Here is a 19,699-nt window from a genome sequence, read left to right on the forward strand (position 1 = left end):
AAGGCCGCCCTTTTCATTTGTGAGGTTGTCGCTCGCCGTATAAGCTCCGGCCACATTCGCAAGGGAGTGGCATTTGAGCGATCTGACAGTCAGCGAACGCAGCTATGCGTCACGGCGCGGCATATGGGGCTGGATGTTGTTCGACTGGGCGGCGCAACCGTTTTTTACCGTCGTCACGACCTTTGTTTTCGGCCCCTATTTTATCTCCCGCATGGCGGCAAGCCCGGAAGCCGGGCAAGTTGCGTGGGGCTATGGCATCGCGGCGGCGGGCTTTATCATCGCCATTCTGTCGCCTGTGCTCGGCGCTGTTTCCGACCGCACCGGGGCGCGCAAACCGTGGATCGGCTTCTTCGCCGTTCTGAAGATCGCCAGCTTGTCGCTCCTCTGGTTCGCGGAGCCGGGAGCAAGCCTGTTCTGGGTGCTGCTGGCCTTTGCGATCGCCTCGGTGGCAGCTGAATTTTCCATCGTCTTCAATGATTCCATGATGCCGCGTCTTGTGCCACGTGCAGATATCGGACGCATTTCCAATATCGCATGGGGGCTTGGTTATCTAGGCGGCATGATCGTGCTGGTTTTCGTCGTGCTTTTTCTGGCCGGGTCGCCGCAAACCGGCAAAACGATCATCGGCGTTGATCCGCTTTTTGGCCTTGATCCGACCACCGGTGAAGACGCTCGCATCACCGGCCCGCTTGCAGCGCTCTGGTATCTGATCTTTGTGCTGCCGATGTTCCTGTTCACCCCGGATTCGGCGCGCGGCGAACCTCTGCGCAAGGCGCTACGCCATGGCCTTTCTGAGCTGAAAGCCACGCTGCGCGAGGTGCATCAGCGCTCCGGCATATTGCGCTTTCTCATCGCCCGCATGGTCTATCAGGACGGCGTCAACGCGCTGTTGGCATTGGGCGGCGGCTATGCTGCCGCCATGTTTCACTGGTCGATTACCGAGATCGGCCTGTTCGGCATGATCCTTAATGTGATGGCGATCTTCAGCTGCCTTGTCGCCAGCCGCGTCGATTCACGTTTCGGCTCAAAAGCCGTGGTCATCGCATCGCTGATCCTGTTGCTGCTCGCCACGCTCGGCATTGTATCGACAGGGCGCGATTATACGTTCTTCGGGCTGCTACCCTTTGCGGAAAGCACCGCGCAGGGGCTTTTTTCGACGCCCGCCGAACATGCCTATCTCATCTATGGCCTGATGATCGGCGCGGCCTTCGGCCCTGTGCAGGCCTCGTCGCGCTCATGGTTTGCCCGCAGCATCGAGCCGGAAGAGTCGGGACGCTATTTCGGGATCTACGCGCTGGCGGGCCGCGCCACCAGTTTCCTCGCGCCATTTCTGGTCGCCACCGTCACCGCCATCAGCGGGTCGGCAGCCATTGGAATGGCGGTGCTGGTGATCTTCTTCGCCGCTGGTCTCTGTCTGACGAAAGCGACGCCCTATCCTGCCGACAAGGCGGCCTTATAGAGCGCCGCGAATTGGCGTTAATCCACCCAGTTCAGGGAGCGCTGAACCGCCTTTTCCCATGAGGCGAACAGGCGTTCACGCTCCTTCTTCGGCATCTTCGGGTGCCAGCGATGGCCGACCTGCCAGTTTTCGACAACATCTTCCATGGATTTCCAGTAGCCGACAGCAAGCCCAGCCGAGTAAGCCGCACCCAGCGCCGTGGTTTCCACGATCTTGGGGCGGACCACCGGGACATCCAGAATATCGGCCTGAAACTGCATGACGAATTCATTAACAGTCATGCCGCCATCGGCGCGCAGTTCACCGATCTCCACGCCAGAATCCTTCACCATGGCTTCCAGCACCTCGCGCACCTGATAGCAGCTTGCTTCCAGTGCCGCGCGGGCAATATGACCCTTATTGGCAAAGCGCGTCAGCCCGGCAATGACGCCGCGCGCAGACGATTCCCAATGCGGCGCATAAAGACCGGAAAATGCCGGGACGAAATAGACATCGCCATTATCATCGACAGTACGGGCGAGCGTTTCGATATCGCTGCTGTTGCGGATGATACCGAGATTGTCGCGCAGCCATTGCACCAGCGCGCCGGTAATAGCGATGGAGCCTTCCAGCGCATAAGACGGCGGGGCATCGCCGATCTTATAGGCAACGGTGGTCAGCAGGCCGTAATCGGATGAAACGAGCTTGTCACCCGTATTCATCAGCATGAAGCAGCCCGTGCCATAAGTGTTCTTGGCCGCGCCCGGCTCAAGACAGGCCTGACCGAACAAAGCTGCCTGCTGGTCACCCAGAATTCCCGCCAGCTGGACGCCACGCAGGGACCGAACCGAAATCTCGCCATAAACCTCGCTCGATGAGCGGATTTCCGGCAGACAAGCGCGCGGAATATGGAAGAGGTCCAGAATTTCCGCATCCCATTGCAGGCTTGCAATATCCATCAGCTGCGTGCGCGAGGCATTGGTGACATCGGTAATGTGAATGCCGCCATCCGGTCCGCCGGTAAGGTTCCAGGCCAGCCATGTATCGATGGTGCCAAATAGCGCCTCACCTGCTTCGGCCTTTTGGCGCGCGCCCGGAACATTGTCGAGAATCCAGCGCAGCTTCAGTCCGGCGAAATAGGTGGTGATCGGCAGCCCCGTCCGGGCGCGAAGACGATCCGCACCGCCATTCTTCGTATATTGCGCCACCAGATCGGCGGTGCGCGTATCCATCCAGACAAGCGCATTATAAAGCGGCTGGCCGGTCGCCTTGTCCCAGAGCAGCGTCGTCTCGCGCTGGTTGGTAATGCCGATCGCGGCGATATCCGCTGCCGTCAGTTTGGCCTTCTTCAACGCTTCCGCGACGACGTGCTGCGTGTTGCGCCAGATTTCAAGCGGGCTATGCTCCACCCAGCCGGCCTTGGGGTAAATCTGCTCATGCTCGCGCTGATCCATAGCGATGACATCGCCCAGTTGATCGAAAATGATGCAGCGCGTGCTGGTGGTTCCCTGATCGATGGAGCCGATAAATTGCTTGGTACTCACAGTATCCTCCCGTTCGAATATGTTTGTGTAAAATGCTTTTAGTTTACATCAGGTATGAAAAAGCTTGCTATGCCTCCGCGTCCTCCCCCTGATGCAAAGCAGCTCCCGTATTTACGTGAGCGCTCATAAACGAATTTAAAACGAAATAATTCGAAACTCAATGAAAACAAAAAGCCCCGAAAATTTTCGTTTCGGGGCTCGTTTTCAGATTTCTAAGTCGATGAATTAATGACGGAAATGGCGCATTCCGGTCATGACCATGGCGATGCCATGCTCGTCGGCAGCAGCGATCACTTCTTCGTCACGCATGGAGCCGCCCGGCTGAATAACCGCCGTAGCGCCTGCCTGAACGGCTGAAAGCAGACCGTCCGCAAACGGGAAGAATGCGTCAGAGGCAACCACGCAACCCTTGGTCAGCGGCTCTGCCAGACCGGCGGCTTCGGCTGCATCTTCCGCCTTGCGGGCAGCGATACGCGCCGAGTCGACGCGGCTCATCTGGCCAGCTCCGATACCAACCGTTGCGCCGTCCTTCACATAGACGATGGCGTTCGACTTGACGTGCTTGGCAATGCGGAAGGCGAACTTCATATCGTTCAGTTCGGCTTCGCTCGGGCTGCGCTTGGTCACGACCTTGAGGTCGAGATCATCCACAACGCCATTATCGCGCGACTGAACCAGCAAGCCGCCGGCAACCGTTTTCGCGGCAATGCCTTTGGCGCGCGGGTCAGGAAGACCGCCCGTCACCAGAAGACGCAGATTCTTCTTGGCGGCGACGATGGCCTGCGCGCCCGGCGTTGCATCGGGAGCGATGATGACTTCCGTGAAAATCTTGACGATTTCCTCGGCGGCTTCTTCATCCAGCGTCTTGTTGAGCGCAACAATGCCGCCGAACGCCGAAACCGGATCGCAGGCCAGCGCCTTCAGATAGGCTTGCTTGATCGATGCGCCTTCCGCCACGCCGCACGGATTGGCGTGCTTGATGATGGCGACGGCAGCCGTGCGCGCCGGATCGAACTCGGCGACGAGCTCGAAAGCCGCATCGGTGTCGTTGATGTTGTTGTAGGAAAGCTGCTTGCCCTGAAGCTGGGTTGCGGTCGCAACGCCCGGGCGCTTTTCGCCGGAGAGATAGAAGCCTGCAGTCTGGTGCGGGTTTTCACCATAGCGCATGACCGAATGCAGCTTGCCCGCAACCGAGCGCCAGATTGGCGTTTCTTCTTCGATGGCTTCGGCGAACCAGTTGGAAATCGCCGCGTCATAAGCTGCGGTGCGCGAGAAAGCCTTGGCGGCCAGCTTCTTGCGGAAAGCGAGCGGCAGCGAACCGGCATGCTTTTCAAGCTCGGTGACCACTTCGGCATAATCGGCCGGATCGACAACGGTGGCGACATAGGCGTGGTTCTTGGCCGAAGCGCGGATCATGGCCGGGCCGCCGATGTCGATGTTTTCGACGGTCGTGTCGTAATCGCCGCCCTGGAAGCGCACTTCCTCGAACGGATAGAGATTGATCACGGCAAGATCGATACCACCGATCTTGTGCTCTTCCATTGCGGCAACGTGTTCCGGGTCGTTGCGCACGGCGAGCAGGCCGCCATGGACTGCCGGATGCAGCGTCTTCACGCGCCCGTCCATGATTTCAGGAAAGCCGGTGATTTCGGAAACGTCGCGCACCGGAATGCCTTCCGCCGCAATGGACTTGGCAGTGCCGCCGGTCGAGAGGATTTCGACGCCATGCGCATGGAGCGCCTTGGCGAATTCAATCAGGCCGGTTTTGTCGGAAACGGAAAGGAGGGCGCGGCGCACCCGATGAAGATCGGGAGCGGGAATATGCTTGGAGCTGACAGCCATAGGAAACGGTCTCTTCGTTGCTGAAGCGTTTTGCATTCAGGAAAGGGGACAGCGTCGCCGTAGCACAGTCGGACGAGGAATCCTACCGCAAAACACTGGAAAACAAAAACCCCACCGCTTGGGTGGGGTTTTACGGGGGACAAGGTGCCCATAGCCACCTGCCAAATCCTTCGACAAGCTCAGGATGAGGCAGGAGTAGCGCCTAATTACTTCATCGTCGGGATGACGAATTCTGCCCCGTCCTTCACGCCAGACGGCCAGCGCGAGGTGACGGTCTTGGTCTTGGTGTAGAAGCGGAATGCATCCGGACCGTGCTGGTTGAGATCGCCGAAACCGGAAGCCTTCCAGCCACCGAAGGTGTAATAAGCGATCGGAACCGGGATCGGCACGTTGATACCGACCATACCAACCTGCACGCGGCTTGCGAAATCGCGGGCCGCATCGCCGTCGCGGGTGAAGATGGCGACGCCGTTGCCATATTCATGATCGTTCGGCAGTGCGAGCGCTTCCTCGTAATTCTTGGCGCGGACAACGGAGAGAACCGGGCCGAAAATCTCTTCCTTATAGATGCGCATGTCGCGCGTCACATTGTCGAACAGGCAGCCGCCCATGTAGAAGCCATTTTCATAGCCCTGCATCTTGAAGTTACGGCCATCGACAACCAGCTTCGCGCCTTCTTCGACACCGAGATCGACATAGCCGCGAATGCGGTCAAGGGCAGCCTGCGTGACGACCGGGCCGTAATCGGCGGAATTGTCGGTGGACGGGCCGATCTTGAGCGATTCAACCCGAGGGATGAGCTTTTCCATCAGGCGGTTGGCGGTGTCTTCACCGACCGGCACAGCAACCGAAATTGCCATACAGCGTTCGCCTGCCGAGCCGTAACCAGCGCCGATAAGCGCATCGACGGTCTGGTCCATATCGGCATCGGGCATGATGAGCATGTGGTTCTTGGCGCCGCCGAAGCACTGAACGCGCTTGCCGTTCGAGCAGCCGCGACCGTAGATGTACTGGGCAATCGGCGTGGAGCCGACGAAGCCGATGGCCTGCACATCCGGATCGTCGAGCAGCGCATCGACAGCATCCTTGTCGCCATTGACGACGTTAAAGATGCCGGCAGGCAGACCAGCTTCCATGAACAGTTCAGCCAGACGCATCGGGACGCCCGGATCGCGTTCGGATGGCTTCAGAACGAAAGCATTGCCGCAGGCAATCGCCGGACCTGCCTTCCAGAGCGGGATCATGGCCGGGAAGTTGAACGGGGTGATACCGGCAACGACGCCGAGCGGCTGACGCATGGAATAGGTGTCGATGCCCGTACCGGCATTGTCGGTGAACTCGCCCTTCAGCATATGCGCAGAGCCGAGGCAGACTTCCACCACTTCAAGACCGCGCTGAATGTCGCCCTTGGCATCGGCAATCGTCTTGCCATGCTCGCGCGCCAGCAGTTCGGCCAGGCTGTCATATTCGGCTTCGACGAGTTCGAGGAATTTGCGCAGGATGCGGACGCGGCGCTGCGGGTTGGTCGCGGCCCATGCAGGCTGGGCAGCCTTGGCGTTTTCAACGGCAGCGCGCACTTCATCCTTGGTCGCAAGCGCCACCTTGGCCTGAACCGTGCCGTCGAGCGGCTGGAAAACGTCGGCGGTGCGACCGCTATTACCGGCAACATGCTTGCCGCCGATGAAATGTCCGATATTGCGCATCGAGAAACCTCCCTGATTACCGTTTATGAGGACTCGCATCGTCCCCATCGTTATCCCTATCCTGACTCTGCAAATTCGTGATTGCAAGACGCTGAAAAGCGTATCCGTTGTGCATTTTTTATAGTACTCTTACATTATGAACTGGGATGACATTCGAATATTCCTCGCGGTGGCGCGTTCGGGCCAGATTTTGGGCGCAGCCAAGCGGCTTGGTCTGAACCACACCACCGTGGCGCGACGGCTGACGGCGCTCGAAACCGCGCTCTCCACCACACTTTTGACGCGGCGCACCAATGGCTCGACGCTAACACAAGCAGGCGAGGAGTTTTTGCTCGCCGCCGAGCGCATGGAAGCGGAAATGCTTTCCGCCCGCTCGCAAGTGGGCAATGCGGACGTGGCCGTATCCGGCACGGTGCGCATCGGCGCGCCGGATGGTTTCGGCGTGACCTTTCTGGCGCCACGCCTTGCCCGCCTGACGCAGCAATACCCAGACCTCACCATCCAGCTGGTGCCGGTGCCGCGGTCCTTCTCGCTGTCCCGGCGCGAAGCGGATATCGCCATCACCGTCGAACGCCCGGATCAGGGGCGGCTTATCGCGCGCAGGCTGGTCGATTATACGCTCGGCCTCTATGCCCATCGCAGCTATCTGGAAGCCAATGGCACGCCGGAAACTGCCGAGGACCTTAGCCACCATCGCATGATCAGCTATGTGGAAGATCTGGTCATCAACCCGTCGCTCGCCTATGCGCCGGAAATCAGTCGCGACTGGAAACCGGCTTTTGAAGTGTCGAGCGCGCTGGGCCAGGTGGAAGCGGTGCGCGCAGGTGCGGGCATCGGCATATTGCATGCCTTCATCGCGCGCGCCGATCCCGATCTGGTGCCGGTTCTGCCGGACCGGGTCATCCGCCGCGCCTATTGGCTGGCCTATCATGAATCCGCCCGAACGCTGCGCCGTGTGACGGCGGTATCGGCCTTGATCTCGGAACTGGTCGAAAGCGAAAAATCGCTATTCACTTGAGTTTGACATAAGCAACCATCACACCGACAATCATCACGACCGGCACGAACAAGGCGTCGAGGCCGATATAGTAATGGCCCAACCCGCCTCCCACCGCGCCCAGCATCAGCGCCAGCCACACGGCGGCGTGCTGCGCCCAGCGCCATTTCGGCACTTCGCCGCGAAATGCACCGGCGAGGTCTGCGGCAGCATTGAATAGCGTTCCCGTGACATAAGTAACGCCAAGACGCGCCGCGCCGATCGGCTGCACGGCGGCATTCTGCGCGCCCATGGCGGCGGCAAGCAGCAGCACCGGCTGGACGAGCATGGCCCCATCGCGCCGCAGGATACTGACTAGCACGAGCATCACTACCACGCTTGCCATGACATAAAGGCTGCCCCAGCGACCATAGGCGCGCACGGCAAGCGTGCCCAGAAACGCGCCGCTGAAGAACAGGACGATCAGCACGGCGGGAAACCAGACCAGCACCGTCCCCTGCACGCCGGGTTGACCGGCAAGCGCGACACCGAGCTGCGTGGTGTTGCCGCTCATGAAGGAAGCGAAGAACCCGCCCAGTTGCAGGAAGGCTATTGCATCAACGAAACCAGCCGATGCGGTGAGAACCAGACCGAGCGACAGTTTGGAATTCGGTGTCATGTCACGTGACTTCGGGAATGGAACGACCCGGCTTCAACAAGCCGGGCCTTGCAGAACATGCTGACACTCTAGACGCGTTTGACGATGCGCAGAATGATCAGAAGTATCGCCGCGCCGATGAATGCATTGATGATCGAGGCAATGATACCGCCGCCGACCGAAAAGCCGAGGCGCGGCAAAAGCCAGCCCGCGAAGAACGCGCCAATCACGCCGACAATGATATTGCCGATCATGCCGAAACCGCCGCCCTGCACAACCTTACCGGCCAGCCAGCCCGCGACGAGGCCGACAAAAAGAAATACGATTAGACTTCCAACATCCATGCGCTTTTCTCCCTCCAGAGCACATCCCGAAAAGTGTGAAACGGTTTTCGGGCGAGATGTGCGTCAAAACAATCAGTTGGAGCGCCGTCACCCGGCGCAACTGGAGTGAGTTGACAATATGTTGGTCCAACGCACAAGAGGGGTGCGCAAATTTGAGCACACTCTGAAATTACGACAGAATGCGCCCAAAAATCACGGCGCCAGATGCCGGAAAGCGGCGACAACTTCCTCGTAGACCTTCCGCTTGAACGGCACGATCAGCTCCGGCAGTTGCTGCATCGGCTTCCAGTCCCAGCGGTCGAACTCAGCCGTATGACCGCCGGGCGGCGGGTTGATGGCGATCTCGCTCTCGTCACCCTCGAAACGATAGGCGAACCATTTCTGCGTCTGGCCGCGATATTTGCCCTTGAGGGCCTGGCCGACCAGATGCGGCGGCAGATCATAATTGATCCAGTCCGGCGCTTCTGCAAGCAGCGAGACCGACTTCATGCCGGTTTCTTCATAAAGCTCGCGCAATGCAGCTTCGACCGGGTCCTCGCCCTTGTCGATACCCCCCTGCGGCATCTGCCAGAGCTGCGTCGCGCCATCCATCTCATCGCCCGGAATGACGATGCGATGACCTGCCCAGACCAGACCGGCCTTGTTCAACACCATCAGCCCGACACAGGGGCGATATGGCAAGCTTTCAGGATCGACCGGACCTTTATGCTTCGACATGACATTCTCCGTGATATGTAAGTTTTACTGACGTTCCGGGTCACGGACCAGCGCCGAAACCGGAACGATTTCGATGCCGCGTTTCTTGACCTCGTTGGCCCAATCCCGCACCGCATCGACGGTCACGCCAAAAGCGGAGCCGGTGCCAATCGCGCTGCCATTGGCGCGTGCAATGCGTTCCAGCTCTTCGAGACGGTCAAGCACCGCCGAGCGGTCCTGTGACGCGTCGATCAGCACATCGGCAGCAGCAAATGGTACGGCGTCCTTTTGTGCGATCCGGTCGGCCTGACTACGCGCTGACGTGCCGTCATCCAGATAATAAAGCCCGCGCCTGCCGATCTCGCCCAGCACCGGCGCGAATGCATCCGCCTCGCCGGTAAAGCGCGCGCCCATATAGTTCATCACCCCGGCATAATTGGTCATGCGCGACAAGGCCCACAAAAGCGACGTCTGGTTTTTGGCGACCCCGTCATCCACCGTCAGCGTATTGCGCCCCGGGTTGATGCGCGGGTAATCGAATGGCTCCATCGGCAATTGCAGCAACAGCTCGTGGCCGTTCTGGCGCGCCGCCTGCATCCACCGCTGCAGACTGTTGCCCTGCGGCGCAAAGGCCAGCGTCACTTCCGATGGCAGCTTGTCTACAGCTTCCATGCTACCGGTCTGTGACAGGCCAAGCCCGCCAATAACCAGCGCAATCCTTGCGCCCCGCGCACCCGACCAGCCCGCCGCATAGGCATCCATCGGGCGCAAACCATCTGCCCCTCGCACCGGCAATGGTCCGGTCGGGCTTTGCTCGACCAGCGCCTTTTCCGGCAGATGCGCGACCCGCTGGTCCTGCCCTGCCTTGTGCTGGTTCTGCACGACGACGACATTGCCATCTGCCGTCCCGGCAGTGACATTGGGCATATCAGGCGTGACCTTGATGATTGCCGGGCCGGTTTGCTGCCCCCCGGTTCCGCGCAGCGCGGTGCCCGGCGCGGGTGTGTTACCGGTCGCAGTCGATGCCTGCTGCCCAGTTTTGACCGCGCCGTCGGGCGGCGTTTGCGCCTCGGCAATTGCCGCCTTTTCAGGTTTGCGAAAAGCATCGCGGTTGGTCTGCCAGACGGTGAACATCATACCGCCCGCGATACCCAGTACGACTGCCGCGCCCAAGCCAAGCAAAGACCAACGAAAAGCGCGGGAGCGTTCGCCCCCGCGCTTTCGCGGTTTCTTGTCCAGTCCGAGCGGGCTGTTCAGATCCAGCATGGAACGATCAGTTCAGCACGCCCTTCTTCGGATCCGGCGGGAATGCGGCATTCGCCACTTCACCACGCAGAAGCTTCAGAGCTTCGTTGAGCTGGATGTCGTCCTTCGGATCGGCAGGAACATAGGCCGACGAACCGGAGCCATTGTCATCTTCGGCATTACCCTTGATGTGGCCCTTGAGTTCGGATTCGCCGCGAACGACGTCCTCACCCTTCAGTTCCGGCGGCAATGGCTGTTCCACCTTGATGTCCGGCGTGATGCCCTTGCCCTGGATCGACTTGCCCGATGGCGTGTAATAAAGCGCCGTGGTCAGACGCAGTGATCCGTTTTCGCCAAGCGGGATGATGGTCTGCACCGAGCCCTTGCCGAAGGACTGTGTGCCAAGCACCGTCGCGCGGCGGTGGTCCTGAAGAGCGCCCGCAACGATTTCCGAAGCGCTGGCCGAACCGCCATTGATCAGCACGATCACCGGCTTGCCGTCGGTCAGATCACCCTTGCGGGCGTCAAAGCGCGTCACGTCCTGCGGATCGCGACCACGGGTCGAAACCACTTCGCCCTTGTCGAGGAAAGCGTCGGAAACGGCGACGGCCTGATCGAGCAGACCACCCGGATTGAGGCGCAGATCAAGCACGAAGCCCTTCAGCTTGTCGCCCGGGATCTTGCTCTGGATATCCTTGATCGCCTTGCCGAGATCTTCAGCGGTCTGTTCGGTGAACGAAATCACGCGCACATAACCGACATCGTTTTCGACACGGTAACGAACGGCCTTCACCTTGATGACGGCGCGCGCAATCTTGAGCGTGATCGGCTTGTCGACGCCCTGGCGCATGAGCGTCAGCTCAATCGAGGACCCGATTTCACCGCGCATCTTGTCGACCGCATCGCTGAGGCTGAGGCCCCGCACTTCCTGACCATCGATCTTGGTGATGAGATCGCCCGCGAGAACACCGGCCTTCGAGGCGGGCGTATCGTCGATCGGCGCAATCACCTTCACCAGATCATTGTCCATGGTGACTTCAATGCCGAGGCCGCCGAATTCACCCTTGGTCTGCACGCGCATATCCTGCGCGGCTTCCGGATTGAGATAGGACGAATGCGGATCGAGCGAGGTCAGCATGCCGTTGATGGCGCTTTCCGTCAGCTTCTTGTCATCTGGCGGCGTCACATATTGCGCGCGCACACGTTCGAAAATATCGCCGAAGAGTGCCAGGTCTTTATAGACGTCAGCATCCTTGGCGGCTGCAAAAGCCGTCGAAGCTGGAGCGCCCTGCACCATCACCATGGCGGAAGCTCCCATCAGGGCTCCGGCGAACAGCAGCGACAGTTTACGTATCATTTTTACGTCCTTCCAGAAAGCCGCTCGGTCCACCATGGGGCCGGATCGACGGGTTTTCCATCTTTTCGAAACTCAATGTAAAGCAACGGCGCACCATTGCCCACCTCTATCGGCGCAACACTCGCGAGAAGTTTATCGCCCATCGCCGCGACCGGCTCGCCCGCCAGTACAAACTGGCCTTGCGCCACATCGATTCGCCCCATGCCTGCCATCACGATATGATATCCATTGCCAGCATCGAGGATCAAGAGTTGCCCGTAAGATCTGAACGGTCCCGCATAAAGTACAACGCCATCGGAAGGTGACGTAATCGTGGCAGAAGGCAAGGTTTCCAGCACCTGCCCCATCATCGCGCCGCCAGCACCGTCCTTGTCGCCGAAGCGGCGTGCAGTTTTGCCCGCCGCCGGGAGTACCAGTTTTCCCTGTAGGGAAGCGAAATTCGTCTGCGCACGCAGATGATTGTCATCGGGCGTTGCCTCGCCTGCGCGCTCCCGCGCCGACGCCAGACGCTCGGCTTCCGCCTTGCGCGCCGCATCGGCGGCGTCACGCACGCCCGCCATCTGCTTGTCAAGCGTATCGATCAGTTCCTTGAGGCTGCCCGCCTTCGCCGCCAGTTCTGCCGAGCGCTTGCGCTGCGCTTCCATTTCCTGTTCCGACTGCGCCTGCAGCTTTTTCTTTTCTTCAAGCAAAAGCGACTGGCGCTTCTGCTCCTCGGCCTGCGTGGTGCGGGTCTGTTGCAGCTTTTCGCGCTCCTGCGTGATGGAAGCGGTGACCGTCTGCATATCCTTCAAATCGCCGGTCAGCTCTTCCACCTGCCCGCGCATTTCCGGCACCACCGCGCCAAGCAGCACGGCGCTGCGCACCGATGCAAGCGCATCGTCGGGCCGGACGAGAATGGCAGGCGGCGGATTGAGCCCCATACGCTGCAAAGCGGCCAGCACTTCGGCCAGCACCCCGCGCCGCGCCCGCAACGATGTGCGAATACCGGCTTCCTGCTCATGCAGGGAGACCAGCTTTTCGGCAATATCGGCAATGTCCTGCTGTAATTTCTTGTCGGTCTTGGCCGACTGGATCAAGGCAGCGGTGATCGTGTCCTGATCCTTCTTGAGGCTCGCAACCTCGCCTTCCAGCTGCTTGAGCTTGTCTCCGGTCACAGTCAGTTCGCTGGTCAGTTGCTCATATTCGCCTGCCGCCTGATCGCGCTGCTGCTGCAAGGCATCCTGCGCAATGCCGGACAGCGGATACCAAACCGCGCCAATAACAGTGACGGTCGCAAAAAAGCCCACCCGCATAAAAGCGAGCAGCCGGGGCTTGCTGAGAAGACGTACAGGACTCATGCGTGTTCTATCGGGACGAAACAAGGCCAAATTCAGAGCCGAAAACGGTATCGGGACCAACCTATCCCGATACCGTTAACGAAACATCAACCATAAGCCCGATGATCGCAAACCCTGCTTAGCAAAAAAGAGTTCGTTTCCAGAACGACATCAAGCAGCCATCAATCCCAGCTCGACTTTTCTGCGCCGCATCATTTCGCGCATGGAAGCCGTGCGATGGCTCGCCTTTTCGTCAACCGTTTCGGTTTTTTGCCAGATGCCGTATTGCTGCCGGAAATAATCGATCACCAGCAGGTCCGCATCCACGCGATCCTGTCCGTCTTCGACATGGTTCAGCAGCGCGCTCACGCTGCTTCCCTTACCCTCGGCGCGGCGGCTGTTTTCACCGATCATCCAGATGGGAATGCCGCGTCTTTCCAGATGGCCGGAAATCCAGGGATCATCCACGGTCCACATGATGTCGGGAATATCGTAGAACAATTCATCGAACCAATCGGGATGAACGAGAACGCCAGCGAAGCCGGAAATCTGATCCACATAGCCCGGCGTGCTTAGGTCCGGCTTGTGCAAAAACAGCGAAGCAATGCGCTTCATTCTGTATTTGCCGTCCTTGACCCTCCAGCGACTGCGCGGAAGCCGGTCGGCAGGCCTGCCTGCATCCGCAATGTCGGGAAATGTTTCACCGACTTCAACAATGCAATGACCCGGCTTGCGCTCAGCTTCCGTCTTGAAGCGCCGGTGCCAGTCGGCATCGTAAATCTTGTCGTCGTCGCAGAACAGGATATCCACGTCCCGCCCCTTGAGATCACGGGCAGCGGGTAAAACCTTGGTCGCAGGGCCGAGATCTTCGTCACAGCGGACGATCGTTATGCCCGCAGGCACTTCCGGCAACCGCCCATCCCAATCGGGAAAGCGCCTGTATGTGTGCGGTATATAAAGCCGAACTTCAGCCGCCTTCAGCCTTTGCGACAGAAGCGACAGCAGTGTAGGCTTTAAAAGGTCAAACCGGGGCGGAATGGTCGATAGCGTGATGACGGTAGGCTTACTCATTTCCTCGTGCATTTCAGAATATTCTAATAAAAACAAAGGTGTAAGACCATTACACGCTTCTGGTTGCAGAGTGCAATCCCAAGAAGAAACGCTTTAGCAAAGAAACAAAGATTATCACGACCGATGATAAGGATGGCCAGCCAGAATGGTTGCAGCGCGATAAAGCTGTTCGGCAATCAGAATGCGGGCAATCTGGTGGGGCCAGGTCAATTCGCCCAGCGCCAGAACCAGATCGGCGCGCGACCGTAATGCCGGGTCGTGCCCATCTGGACCGCCGATGGCGACGATCAGCTGCCGCTTGCCATCATCACGCATGCGCCCGATGCGCTCGGCAAAGGCTTCGGAACCCAGCGCCTTGCCGCGTTCGTCGAGAAGAATAAGCGCCGCGCCATTATCCAGCGCTTCATGGATGCGTTGCGCTTCCTCGGCCTTGCGCAAATCAGCGGTCTGGCCACGACTTTCCGGGATTTCGCTCACACCGGCGAATTCCAGCCCCAAAGGCGGGCCAGCTTTGGAAAAACGGTCGAAATAGCGCTCGACCAACTCCCGTTCGGGGCCGGCTTTCATCCGGCCCACGGCATAAACACTCACACGCATCGCGCCCTCAATATGGCAGGAGTTAAAGCCTGCCGGGTCGCAGCAGACGACAGATCAATGGACGGTTCCCAACGCGCGTTCGTCGTCGAAATCGTCATCGAGCCATATCTTCTCGATATTGTAGAAGTCACGGACTTCCGGTCGGAAGATGTGCACGATGATATCGCCCGTGTCGATCAAAACCCAATCGCCACTTTCTAGCCCTTCGACCCGCAGGTTCTTGCAGCCCGCTTGATGCAGCGCCTGCAAAAGATGGTCGGCCACAGCCGTCACATGACGGTGCGAACGGCCCGACGCGACGATCATATAATCGCCGATCGTTGATCTTCCGCGAATGTCGATGGGGATGATGGATTCTGCCTTGGAGTTTTCGAGACTGGCCAAGGCCGCGTCGAAGGTCTGGGACACGAGATCTGTCTCGTTCATCCTGACCGGTGAAGGCGCGTGGTGAGCCTTCTTCTCAAGTGCTGTTCTCAGTGTATTGCCTTTCTAACAAGAACAAGCTGCTACGGCAGTTAAAAGCACCGTACATAGCTAAGATAGGCAGAGTCCCTGTTTTGTTTCAAGAGTCAGGACCTTACAGGGCCGTTCACTTTTTCAATATTTTGTTCTTTTTTGCGCATATCTTGTTGAGACAGTCACGAAACCATCAAGATCGTGTACCCGACTTGCGAATGGCGCTTGATGAAAGCGAAGAACGCGGCCCATGGATGAAGGTCCAGGCCGGTGGTGTGCGGCGCGCCAGCGTCGGCGCATATTGCTCGTCCAGACGGCTATGCGAAAAAGTCTGCGCCATGCGCGACGACAGGTAAGCCAGCGTCGAGCCGGGACGGTCGATCACCGCAATCGGGAAATTATTGGCGATCTCGCGCCAGCGCTGCCAGCGGTGGAAGGAAGCCAGATTGTCGGCGCCCATCACCCAGACGAAATGCACACCCGGGTTGGCGTCGCGGATCAGGGCCAGCGTATCGGCGGTATAGCGCACGTTGAAGGCAGCTTCGAGCGCCGTCACCTTGATGCGCCGATCGCTGGCGATTTCCTCGCTCCACCGCAACCTTTCCGCCAATGGCGCCAATTCGCGACGGTCTTTCAACGGATTACCGGGCGTTACCATCCACCAGAGCTGGTCGAGCTTCAGCCGCCGGATGGCGATCTCCGCGACCAGCGCGTGACCCCCATGCGGGGGATTGAACGAACCGCCAAACAGGCCGACCGCCATGCCTTTTTCGGCATGCGGCATGCGCAGATAATGCGCACCCACATCGGGATATTGTTCCTTCAATGCGGAAAGACCGAAGCCAAAGCGCATCAGCTTCGAATCTGCCCGTTGCCGCGAACGCGATATTTGAACGAGGTGAGCTGCTCGACACCCACCGGGCCACGCGCATGCATCTTGCCCGTGGCGATGCCGATTTCCGCACCCATGCCGAACTCGCCGCCGTCGGCAAACTGGGTCGAGGCATTGTGCAGCAAAATGGCCGAGTCGATTTCGTTGAAGAACCGCGCAACCGCTTCCGCATCCTCGGCGACGATGGCTTCGGTGTGATGCGAGGAATAGCGATTGATATGCCGGATTGCGCCATCGACACCATCCACAAGCGCCACGGAAATGATCGCGTCCAGATATTCGGTGGCCCAGTCTTCCTCCGTCGCCGCCATCGCTGCCGAATAGAGCGCCCTCACCTCTTCGCTGCCACGAATTTCGCAGCCCTTGGCGGCCAGATCCTCAAGGATTGGCACCAGATGCGTCGAAGCGACGGCGCGATCCACCAGCAACGTTTCCGCTGATCCACAAATGCCCGTGCGCCGCATCTTGGCATTGACCGCGATCTTGCGCGCCATGTCGAGTTGGGCGGTTTTGTCGACATAAAGATGACAGATGCCTTCCAGATGCGCAAAAACCGGCACCCGCGCTTCCGACTGAACGCGCGCGACGAGGCTTTTGCCGCCGCGTGGGACGATCACATCGATAGCGCCGTCGAGGCCCTTCAGCATTTCACCGACCGCCGCGCGATCGGTCACCGGCACGATCTGGATGGCATCGACAGGCAGGCCGCCCGCTTCAAGTCCCGCCACCAGGGCTTTGTGAATAGCCGCTGACGAATGGGCCGAATCCGAACCACCGCGCAGGATCACCGCATTGCCAGCCTTGAGGCAGAGCGCGCCCGCATCCGCCGTCACATTGGGGCGGCTTTCATAAATGACGCCGATAACGCCGAGCGGTGTGCGCACGCGCTCGATATGCAGACCGTTGGGACGATCCCATTCGGCAATAACCGCGCCAACCGGGTCAGGCAATGCTGCAATGGCGCGGATGCCCTCTGCAATCGCCTCAATGCGCTTGTCGTCCAGCGTCAGGCGATCCACGAAGGAAGCGGCCATTCCGCTCTCGGCGGCATTGGCCAGATCAAGCTTGTTGGCTTCGAGAATGACGTCGCGGCTTTGGAGAATGGCGTCGGCTGCGGCCAGAAGCGCCTTGTTCTTCTGTTCCGCACCCGCAATCGCCAGTGGTGCTGCGGCGGCTTTCGCCTTGCGGCCCACTTCGGCCATGATCGCGGCTATGTCGCTTCCAGCTTCCACTTTATTCAGCATCCTCTCCCCGCCTTTCAGTGTTCAGGCATTTTCGGTCTCGGCAGCCACGGCTGCGCCGCGCACCACGAGATCATTGCGATGGATCATAGCCGCCCGGGCATCATAGCCAAGAATGGTGCTGATCTCATCGCTTTTATGTCCGGCAATCTTGCGTGCATCCTCGGCGTCATAAGCAATGAGCCCCCGCGCAATCTCGCGACCGTCCTCGTTTAGCACGGCAACCGTGTCACCACGTTCGAACTGGCCGCTCACTTCCTTCACCCCCGCAGGCAAAAGCGACTTGCCCGATTTCAGCGCCTTCGCGGCACCTGCATCCACGGACAGACGGCCTGCCGGTTCCAGATTGCCGGAAATCCAGGTCTTCCAGGCGTTGACCGGCGCGCGGGCAGCTTCAAACAAAGTCGCACGCTCACCGCGATCAATCGCCGAAAGCGGCCCCATGCGGATACCCGAGGTGATGATCATCGCCGTTCCAGCGGCATTGGCGATCTTGCCCGCGTCAAGCTTGGTCTTCATGCCGCCGCGCGACAGTTCGGAAGCAGCTGCACCAGCCATCGCCTCGATCTGCGGCGTGATGGTTTCCACCAGTGGCAAAAACGCGGCATCCGGGTTCTTGTGCGGCGGCGCCGTATAAAGCCCGTCAATGTCAGAAAGCAGGATCAGAAGATCAGCGCCCATCATGGTCGCCACGCGGGCGGCCAGACGGTCATTGTCGCCATAGCGAATTTCTGTCGTCGCCACGGTGTCGTTCTCATTGATGACCGGCACGGCCTTCAGCTTCAAAAGCGTCTCGATGGTCGCGCGCGCATTGAGATAGCGGCGACGCTCTTCAGTATCGGAAAGCGTCACCAGAATCTGGCCCGACTTGATGCCATGGCCGCCGAGCACGTCGGCATAGGCCTTGGCGAGCGCGATCTGACCGGCAGCGGCTGCGGCCTGACTTTCCTCAAGCTTCAGCGCTTTCTTCGGCAGGCCAAGCACGGTGCGCCCCAGCGCGATCGCGCCCGACGACACCACCAGCACCTCGACGCCTGCGTGATGGAGGGCGGCAATGTCCTGTCCCAGGCTTTCCAGCCAGTCGCGCTTCAGCCCCTTGGCGCGATCCACCAGAAGGGCGGAACCAATTTTTACAACAATGCGGCGATAGTCTTTCAATTGCTTCAGCATGCTCTCATTCCTCTCGCCGCATTCAGTCTTATTCTTCGACTTGCGCCGTTCCGGCTTCCTGTGCGCGACTTGCATCGATAACAGCCCCAAGCTGGCGGAGCGCATCGTTCAGGCCTTCATGGCTGACAGCGGAAAGCAGTAGCGGATCGCGCCCGCAGGCTTTCTTCAGCGCCTTGGCCTTGGCCTTGCGCGCATCGGAATCGAGCGTATCGATCTGCGACAGCGCGACGATTTCCGTCTTGTCAGCGAGACCATGTTCATAGGCTTCAAGCTCGCCGCGAATGACCTTATAGGCCTTTGCCACGTCTTCTTCCTGCGCCGACACCAGATGCAACAGAACCCGTGTGCGCTCGACATGGCCGAGGAAACGGTCGCCAAGGCCCACGCCTTCGCTGGCGCCTTCGATCAGACCCGGAATATCCGCGATCACGAATTCACGTGCATCCACGCGCGCAACACCAAGATTTGGGTGAAGCGTGGTAAATGGATAGTCCGCAATCTTCGGCTTGGCTGCTGTCACACTGGCCAGGAAGGTGGATTTGCCTGCATTGGGCAGACCGACCAGACCGGCATCGGCGATCAGCTTCAGACGCAGCCAGATGGTGCGCTCGATGCCTTCCTGTCCGGGATTGGCGCGGCGCGGCGCGCGATTGGTCGAGGTCGTGAAATGCAGATTGCCGAAACCGCCATTACCGCCCTTGGCCAGACGATAGCGCTGGCCGACTTCGGTGATATCGCAGATCAGCGTTTCATCATCTTCTTCAAAAACCTGCGTTCCGACCGGGACTTTGAGAACGACATCGTCACCCTTGCCGCCGGTCATGTTGCGGCCCATGCCATGCATGCCGGTCTTGGCCCGAAAATGCTGCTGATAGCGATAATCGATCAGCGTGTTGAGACCGTCCACGCCTTCAACCCAGACATTACCGCCCCGGCCGCCGTCGCCGCCATCGGGACCGCCGAATTCAAGAAATTTCTCGCGGCGAAACGATACGGCCCCTGCCCCGCCGTCGCCGGAGCGGATATAGATCTTGGCCTGATCGAGAAATTTCATTGAACCTTACCTCTTGCGGCGCATTCACGCCTTAAACCCGGGCCCGCGCAACCTATTGCGCGAGCCAAATTGCAATTACAGCAAAACCCGTTTCCTGCA

Annotated in this window: 18 protein-coding genes; 2 read left to right on the forward strand and 16 right to left on the reverse strand. The window is 59.5% G+C overall.

Annotation, left to right across the window (positions count from 1 at the left end; translation table 11 throughout):
* Positions 1–133: 133 nt before the first annotated feature.
* Positions 134–1,459, forward strand: coding sequence for an MFS transporter (locus tag D8666_RS15555; protein WP_371830830.1), 1,326 nt, complete (start codon positions 134–136; stop codon positions 1,457–1,459).
* A 17-nt stretch (positions 1,460–1,476) separates the two neighbouring features.
* Here the strand turns inward: D8666_RS15555 and glpK are convergent, their stop codons facing one another.
* The 3 genes from glpK to D8666_RS15570 form a co-directional block, all read right to left on the reverse strand.
* A complete protein-coding gene (glpK, locus tag D8666_RS15560) occupies positions 1,477–2,982 on the reverse strand; it encodes a glycerol kinase GlpK (protein ID WP_109369842.1) in 1,506 nt (501 codons plus the stop codon).
* 225 nt (positions 2,983–3,207) lie between these two features.
* A complete protein-coding gene (gene purH, locus D8666_RS15565; protein ID WP_121538673.1) occupies positions 3,208–4,824 on the reverse strand; it encodes a bifunctional phosphoribosylaminoimidazolecarboxamide formyltransferase/IMP cyclohydrolase in 1,617 nt (538 codons plus the stop codon).
* Between the two features lie 206 nt (positions 4,825–5,030).
* Positions 5,031–6,527: a CoA-acylating methylmalonate-semialdehyde dehydrogenase gene (locus tag D8666_RS15570; RefSeq protein ID WP_109369844.1), complete on the reverse strand. Its 1,497-nt coding sequence runs from the start codon at positions 6,525–6,527 to the stop codon at positions 5,031–5,033.
* A 136-nt stretch (positions 6,528–6,663) separates the two neighbouring features.
* Between D8666_RS15570 and D8666_RS15575 the strand changes: the two genes are divergently transcribed.
* Positions 6,664–7,545, forward strand: a complete 882-nt coding sequence (locus D8666_RS15575) for a LysR family transcriptional regulator (RefSeq protein WP_121538675.1) — start codon at positions 6,664–6,666, stop codon at positions 7,543–7,545.
* Here the strand turns inward: D8666_RS15575 and D8666_RS15580 are convergent.
* The 13 genes from D8666_RS15580 to obgE all read right to left on the reverse strand — a co-directional run bounded on the left by D8666_RS15580 (position 7,538) and on the right by obgE (position 19,600).
* Positions 7,538–8,182 carry a YoaK family protein gene (locus tag D8666_RS15580; RefSeq protein WP_109369846.1) on the reverse strand — a complete coding sequence of 215 codons (645 nt, stop codon included), beginning with the start codon at positions 8,180–8,182 and terminating at the stop codon, positions 7,538–7,540. The genes D8666_RS15575 and D8666_RS15580 overlap by 8 nt on opposite strands.
* A gap of 68 nt (positions 8,183–8,250) precedes the next feature.
* A complete protein-coding gene (locus D8666_RS15585) occupies positions 8,251–8,505 on the reverse strand; it encodes a GlsB/YeaQ/YmgE family stress response membrane protein (RefSeq protein ID WP_078340905.1) in 255 nt (84 codons plus the stop codon).
* A gap of 192 nt (positions 8,506–8,697) precedes the next feature.
* Positions 8,698–9,222 carry an RNA pyrophosphohydrolase gene (locus D8666_RS15590; RefSeq protein ID WP_121538677.1) on the reverse strand — a complete coding sequence of 175 codons (525 nt, stop codon included), beginning with the start codon at positions 9,220–9,222 and terminating at the stop codon, positions 8,698–8,700.
* 24 nt (positions 9,223–9,246) lie between these two features.
* Positions 9,247–10,467: a divergent polysaccharide deacetylase family protein gene (locus D8666_RS15595; protein WP_121538679.1), complete on the reverse strand. Its 1,221-nt coding sequence runs from the start codon at positions 10,465–10,467 to the stop codon at positions 9,247–9,249.
* 7 nt (positions 10,468–10,474) lie between these two features.
* Complete coding sequence (locus tag D8666_RS15600; protein ID WP_121538681.1) at positions 10,475–11,803, reverse strand: S41 family peptidase; 1,329 nt, start codon at positions 11,801–11,803, stop codon at positions 10,475–10,477.
* Between the two features lie 2 nt (positions 11,804–11,805).
* The gene (locus tag D8666_RS15605; RefSeq protein WP_121538683.1) at positions 11,806–13,140 is read right to left on the reverse strand and encodes a murein hydrolase activator EnvC family protein; all 1,335 of its coding nucleotides are present in this window, start codon (positions 13,138–13,140) and stop codon (positions 11,806–11,808) included.
* Positions 13,141–13,290: 150 nt separating this feature from the next.
* Positions 13,291–14,190, reverse strand: coding sequence for a glycosyltransferase family 2 protein (locus D8666_RS15610; protein ID WP_121538685.1), 900 nt, complete (start codon positions 14,188–14,190; stop codon positions 13,291–13,293).
* A gap of 114 nt (positions 14,191–14,304) precedes the next feature.
* The gene (gene rlmH, locus D8666_RS15615; RefSeq protein WP_121538687.1) at positions 14,305–14,787 is read right to left on the reverse strand and encodes a 23S rRNA (pseudouridine(1915)-N(3))-methyltransferase RlmH; all 483 of its coding nucleotides are present in this window, start codon (positions 14,785–14,787) and stop codon (positions 14,305–14,307) included.
* Between the two features lie 54 nt (positions 14,788–14,841).
* Complete coding sequence (gene rsfS / locus D8666_RS15620; protein WP_109369853.1) at positions 14,842–15,213, reverse strand: ribosome silencing factor; 372 nt, start codon at positions 15,211–15,213, stop codon at positions 14,842–14,844.
* A 223-nt stretch (positions 15,214–15,436) separates the two neighbouring features.
* A complete protein-coding gene (locus D8666_RS15625) occupies positions 15,437–16,096 on the reverse strand; it encodes a nicotinate-nucleotide adenylyltransferase (protein ID WP_121538689.1) in 660 nt (219 codons plus the stop codon).
* Complete coding sequence (locus tag D8666_RS15630) at positions 16,096–17,379, reverse strand: glutamate-5-semialdehyde dehydrogenase (protein ID WP_121538691.1); 1,284 nt, start codon at positions 17,377–17,379, stop codon at positions 16,096–16,098. The genes D8666_RS15625 and D8666_RS15630 overlap by 1 nt, the downstream gene beginning before the upstream one ends.
* A gap of 21 nt (positions 17,380–17,400) precedes the next feature.
* On the reverse strand, positions 17,401–18,546 hold the full coding sequence (gene proB / locus D8666_RS15635) for a glutamate 5-kinase (RefSeq protein WP_121538693.1): 1,146 nt from the start codon (positions 18,544–18,546) through the stop codon (positions 17,401–17,403).
* A 28-nt stretch (positions 18,547–18,574) separates the two neighbouring features.
* Positions 18,575–19,600, reverse strand: coding sequence for a GTPase ObgE (gene obgE / locus D8666_RS15640; RefSeq protein ID WP_121538695.1), 1,026 nt, complete (start codon positions 19,598–19,600; stop codon positions 18,575–18,577).
* Positions 19,601–19,699 lie beyond the last annotated feature (99 nt).

Origin of the sequence: Ochrobactrum soli (assembly GCF_003664555.1) — a bacterium.
GTDB lineage: Bacteria > Pseudomonadota > Alphaproteobacteria > Rhizobiales > Rhizobiaceae > Brucella > Brucella teleogrylli.

Coding starts and splice junctions, on each gene's coding strand:
- D8666_RS15555 (WP_371830830.1), top strand. CDS start 134: ATGTTGTTCGACTGGGCGGCGCAACCGTTTTTTACCGTCGTCACGACC.
- purH (WP_121538673.1), bottom strand. CDS start 4,824: ATGGCTGTCAGCTCCAAGCATATTCCCGCTCCCGATCTTCATCGGGTG.
- D8666_RS15570 (WP_109369844.1), bottom strand. CDS start 6,527: ATGCGCAATATCGGACATTTCATCGGCGGCAAGCATGTTGCCGGTAAT.
- D8666_RS15575 (WP_121538675.1), top strand. CDS start 6,664: ATGAACTGGGATGACATTCGAATATTCCTCGCGGTGGCGCGTTCGGGC.
- D8666_RS15580 (WP_109369846.1), bottom strand. CDS start 8,182: ATGACACCGAATTCCAAACTGTCGCTCGGTCTGGTTCTCACCGCATCG.
- D8666_RS15585 (WP_078340905.1), bottom strand. CDS start 8,505: ATGGATGTTGGAAGTCTAATCGTATTTCTTTTTGTCGGCCTCGTCGCG.
- D8666_RS15590 (WP_121538677.1), bottom strand. CDS start 9,222: ATGTCGAAGCATAAAGGTCCGGTCGATCCTGAAAGCTTGCCATATCGC.
- D8666_RS15595 (WP_121538679.1), bottom strand. CDS start 10,467: ATGCTGGATCTGAACAGCCCGCTCGGACTGGACAAGAAACCGCGAAAG.
- D8666_RS15600 (WP_121538681.1), bottom strand. CDS start 11,803: ATGATACGTAAACTGTCGCTGCTGTTCGCCGGAGCCCTGATGGGAGCT.
- D8666_RS15605 (WP_121538683.1), bottom strand. CDS start 13,140: ATGAGTCCTGTACGTCTTCTCAGCAAGCCCCGGCTGCTCGCTTTTATG.
- D8666_RS15610 (WP_121538685.1), bottom strand. CDS start 14,190: ATGAGTAAGCCTACCGTCATCACGCTATCGACCATTCCGCCCCGGTTT.
- rlmH (WP_121538687.1), bottom strand. CDS start 14,787: ATGCGTGTGAGTGTTTATGCCGTGGGCCGGATGAAAGCCGGCCCCGAA.
- rsfS (WP_109369853.1), bottom strand. CDS start 15,213: ATGAACGAGACAGATCTCGTGTCCCAGACCTTCGACGCGGCCTTGGCC.
- D8666_RS15625 (WP_121538689.1), bottom strand. CDS start 16,096: ATGCGCTTTGGCTTCGGTCTTTCCGCATTGAAGGAACAATATCCCGAT.
- D8666_RS15630 (WP_121538691.1), bottom strand. CDS start 17,379: ATGCTGAATAAAGTGGAAGCTGGAAGCGACATAGCCGCGATCATGGCC.
- proB (WP_121538693.1), bottom strand. CDS start 18,546: ATGCTGAAGCAATTGAAAGACTATCGCCGCATTGTTGTAAAAATTGGT.
- obgE (WP_121538695.1), bottom strand. CDS start 19,600: ATGAAATTTCTCGATCAGGCCAAGATCTATATCCGCTCCGGCGACGGC.